Source organism: Amycolatopsis sp. NPDC051371, assembly GCF_040682155.1.
Classification (GTDB): Bacteria; Actinomycetota; Actinomycetes; order Mycobacteriales; family Pseudonocardiaceae; genus Amycolatopsis.
On the sequence record NZ_JBFBAG010000099.1, the window covers coordinates 1 to 4,153 of the forward strand.

Annotated in this window: 3 protein-coding genes; all 3 read right to left on the reverse strand. The window is 71.3% G+C overall.

The annotated features are described in order from the left end of the window. Positions 1–111: 111 nt before the first annotated feature. The 3 genes from AB0M59_RS53065 to AB0M59_RS53075 are packed head-to-tail and all read right to left on the reverse strand — an operon-like array spanning position 112 to position 3,998. Entirely contained in the window at positions 112–1,338 is a 1,227-nt protein-coding gene (locus tag AB0M59_RS53065; RefSeq protein WP_364631921.1) for a cytochrome P450, read from the reverse strand. After that, positions 1,335–2,555 (reverse strand): macrolide family glycosyltransferase, encoded by a 1,221-nt coding sequence (locus AB0M59_RS53070; RefSeq protein WP_364631923.1) that lies wholly within the window; start codon positions 2,553–2,555, stop codon positions 1,335–1,337. The genes AB0M59_RS53065 and AB0M59_RS53070 overlap by 4 nt, the downstream gene beginning before the upstream one ends. A 9-nt stretch (positions 2,556–2,564) precedes the next feature. Further along, positions 2,565–3,998 carry a cation:proton antiporter gene (locus AB0M59_RS53075; RefSeq protein ID WP_364631926.1) on the reverse strand — a complete coding sequence of 478 codons (1,434 nt, stop codon included), beginning with the start codon at positions 3,996–3,998 and terminating at the stop codon, positions 2,565–2,567. Positions 3,999–4,153: the final 155 nt, after the last annotated feature.

Consider the following 4,153-nt stretch of genomic DNA (forward strand, 5'->3'; position numbering starts at 1 on the left):
CAGGAACGGCGAACCCGGGTCCAGCAGCGTGTCGACGCGGTCGCGCGGCAGCAGCTTGCCGCGTTCGACGTGCCGGGTGCGCGACTTCTCCGGCCTGTGAGAAACAGTGTTCTAACCCTGTTTCTCACTCACGACCGCCGCGGCAGACCAGGTGACGGGCAGCGCGTGGACCCCGTAGTGCAACATGTCGTCGCGCAGCGGGACCTGCTCCGACGGCACCGCCAGCCGCAGCGCCGGGAAGCGCGTGAAGAGCGCCTCGAACCCCACCTGCATCGTGAACCGGGCCAGGTGCTGGCCGATGCACTGGTGCACGCCGTGGCCGAACGCGACGTGGCCCTGGGTCACCCGGCCGATGTCGAACCGGTCGGGGTCCGGGAAGCGCTCAGGGTCTCGGTTGGCCACCGGGAGCGCGACGACCACCGTCTCGCCCGCGCGGATCACCTGCTCCCCCAGCTCGACGTCTTCCAGCGCCGCCCGGCTCGCGCCGAGGTGCGAGACCGTCAGGTAGCGCAGCAGCTCCTCCACGGCGTTGGGCCACAAGGCCGGCTTCGCCTGCAGCCGCTCGAGCTGGTCGCGGTGTTCGACCAGCGCGAAAGTGCCCAGTGCCAGCATGTTCGTCGTCGTGTCGAACCCGCCGCCGACGAGTGCCCACGCCAGGTTCACCAGCTCCGGCCGGTCCAGTTCGCCGGTGCGGGCCAGCTCGCCGAGCATGTCCTCGCCCGGGTTCTCGAACGCCGCGTCGACGAGCCGTTCCAGCGTGCCGCCGACGACGGTGATCGCGGCGATCAGCTCTTCCAGCGAGTACCGCATGCGGGCCACGACGTTGAGGTGGTGCAGCAGTTCCTCGCGGTCCGTCTCCGGGACGCCGACCAGCTCGCACATCAGCCGGGTGGCGAGCGGCTCGGCGTAGGCGGAGACCAGCTCGGCCTCGGTACCTTGCGCGGCCATCGCGTCCAGCAGCTCGCCGGCGATCCGTTCCGCGGCCGGGACCAGCTCCCTGGTACGCCGCACGGTGAAGTACTTCGCGATCAGCTTCCGGTAGCGCGCGTGGTCCGCGCCGTCCATCTTCGGGAACGCGCCCGGCGCGGCCGGTTCCGGTGCGTAGGTCTCCATCGGGAACGGCGGCGGCACGGCGAGCGCGACGAGGTCGTTGCGGTGGCTGAACCGGGCGTCGGCCAGGACCGCGCGGACGTCGGACAGCTTGGTCACCAGCCAGCCGGTCGCCGGGCCGGGGCTGACGTCGAATTCCAGGGGGCTGATCCCCGGCAGTGCCCGGTACTCGTCGGGCGGGTCGAACGGGCAGCTCCGCTTGACGGGCAACGACGACGGCTCGGTCACATCCGGCTCCCTCCGGCCAGGGGCGCGGCGGCGACCCTGGCCTCGATCTCGTCGGCGGCGCGGGCCGCGCCGCCCGCGGCGTGCACCTCGCGTCGCATGAGCTGGACGCGCCGGCGCACGGCGTCGTCCTGGTCGACGGCGAGCACGGTGTCCCGGATCAGCTCGGCGGTCACCCTCTCCTTGTCCAGCGAGGCACCGAGGCCGAGGCGCCGGATCTGCCGGGCGTTGATGTGCTGCTCCGGGTGGTGCGGCACGGCGATCACGGGGACGCCGAAGGACAGCGCCTCCATCAGGCTGCCCATCCCGCCCTGGCAGAGGAACACCGAGCAGTGCGGCAGGACGTCGCCGTGCGCGACCCACCGGTGAGCCTCCACAGTGGACGGGAGCGGCCCCAGCGTGGCCGGGTCCACCCGCTTCCCCAGGGTGAGCACCACCTGCCACGGCAGGTCCGCGAAGGCTTCGGCGCAGGTGCGGAAGAACTCCGGCCGGTCGTTGACGGTCGTGCCCAGGGTGATCAGCACGACCGGGCGGCCGTCGGCGGGCGGTTGCCACGACGCCGCGGGCGGGCCGGCGGACGGTCCCACGAAGGCAAACCGATCGTCGAAGGTCTCACCCGCCGGCTGGAAGGCTCGCGGCAGGAACACCAGCGTGAACTCGTCGCCGCCGGTGAAGAACTCCTCCAGCGTCAGGTCTCCGAGGCCGTGGGCGGCCAGGTGCTCGCCCAGCCTCGTGACGAACCGGGCGATGGCCGGGTGCGCCGGGTCGACCGCCTCGCCGAAGGTCTGGTTCTCCTTGGTGAGCGAGAAGTGCTCGTTGGACGCCACGGTGGCCGAGAGCTGCACGACCGGCAGCCCGTGCTTGCGGGCCAGCAGCCGCCCCGGCGCCCACAGCGTCGTGTCGTAGACGAGCAGGTCCGGCGCGCAGCGGTCGAAGACGCGCTCCACGGCGGGCAGCACGGCCATGCTCTGTTCGAGCAGGTGCAGCGGGGCCCGGGCGGCCTCGTCGGCGTCGGTGATGTCCGGCTGCGCGGTGGACAGGTCGCAGCCGTAGGCCGCGGCCCGCGCGCCGAGAGCGACGACGCGGTCCGTGAACTCGTCGGAGGTGAAGCAGGTGACCCGGTGGCCGCGGCGGACGAGTTCGGCGACCACCGGCAGCGCCGGGGTCATGTGCCCGTAGGCCGGGTAGGGCAGAAAGGTGATGTCGCGTGCCTGGGTCATGTCCGGCTCCTACGCGGCGGGAAGGGGTTCCGCGGGCCGGCGGCGCTTGTAGCGCTCGATCAGCGAAAGCGCGGGCGAGGTGGCCACGGTGGTCACCAGCGTCATGACCACCAGCATCGCGAACATCGTCGGGCTGATCACCTTGAGGTCGAGGCCGATGTTGAGCACCGCCAGCTCGGTCAGTCCCCGGCAGTTCATCAACGCGCCCAGCGACCACGCGTCGCGCCTGCCGATCCCGGACAGCCGCGCGGCGGCCAGGCTCCCGCCCCACTTGCCCAGCATCGCCACGGCGACGATCAGCGCCGTCCAGAGCCACAGCGCCGGGTCGGAGCCGATCAGGTCGAACTTCGTGCGGAGTCCGGTGTAGACGAAGAACAGCGGCAGCAGCAGCGTGACCGTCAGGGCGTGCATCTGTTCGGTGGCCTGGCGGATCGGCAGCGAGCCGCGCGGGGTCACGGCGCCGAAGAGGAACGCGCCGAAGATCGGGTGGATGCCGATGGCGTTGGTGGCCAGCGCGGACAGCAGCAGCCCGGCCAGCAGGACGGACACGACCGCCATGGTCGGCAGCGCCTTCTGCCCTTGTTCCGTCGGCGCGAACAGCCGGCGCAGCAGCGGGCGCACGACGAACAACATGAACGCGAAGAACGCGACCGTGAGGCCGACGGTCAGCGCGGTGGCGGCCAAGGAGGTGGCACTGGCGATGGCGACCACGACCGCGAGCAGGCACCACGCGGTGATGTCGTCGACGGCGGCGCAGCTGAGCGCGAGCGCGGCGATCGGCAACTTGGTCATCTTGCGGTCGGTGATAATGCGCGCCAGCACGGGGAATGCGGTGATACTCATCGAAATCGCGAGGAACAGCGAGAAGGGCAGCCGGTCGACGCCGGCGCCGAGCGTGGGGTGCAGGACGAACGCGAGCAGCACCCCGGACAGGAACGGGATCGCGACGCTCACGTGGCTCACCAGCACCGCGGCCTTGCTGCGGCGGCGGACCAGCTCGACGTCGAGCTCGTAGCCCACCAGGAACATGAAGATGACGAGCCCGATCTGGGCGAGCGTGTTGATCGTCGAGGCCAGGTAGTCGGGGAAGATCCAGTGGTAGGCCACGGGCCACACCCAGCCGAGGAACGACGGGCCGAGCAGGATCCCGGCGAAGATCTCGCCGATCACCGTCGGCTGCGCCAGCCGCCGCGCGGTGGCCGAGAGCAGGCGGCAGGCCAGGAAGATCACCGGCAGGGCGAACAGCAGCTTGGCCACCGGGTCGGCCGCACCGCCGGCGTGCCCGGCCGGCGCGTGTCCCTCGCCGCTGCCGCCGGTGCGCAGCAGGAAGAACGCGACCGCGACCGGGAGGACCACCATGGCCAGGTAGGCGATCCACGCGCGGCCCCGCTTCCCGACGGGCGCGGCGGACTCGGTGGTGGTGCGCTCGTCGAGCGAGGACATGCAGGTCTCTCCGATCAGGCCGCCGGAAAGGTCGTGAGTGAGAAACAGTGTTCTAACCCTGTTTCTATGGCCGGTACCGGCCACAACCTGAGCAGGGGAGACGATGGACGCAGCGGATGCGAACCAGGTCCTCGCGGAGGTCGGCCGGGTCGCGC

Excerpts from the sequence above, each read along its gene's own strand:
- AB0M59_RS53070 (WP_364631923.1), bottom strand. The coding sequence starts at position 2,555 with ATGACCCAGGCACGCGACATCACCTTTCTGCCCTACCCGGCCTACGGG.
- AB0M59_RS53075 (WP_364631926.1), bottom strand. The coding sequence starts at position 3,998 with ATGTCCTCGCTCGACGAGCGCACCACCACCGAGTCCGCCGCGCCCGTC.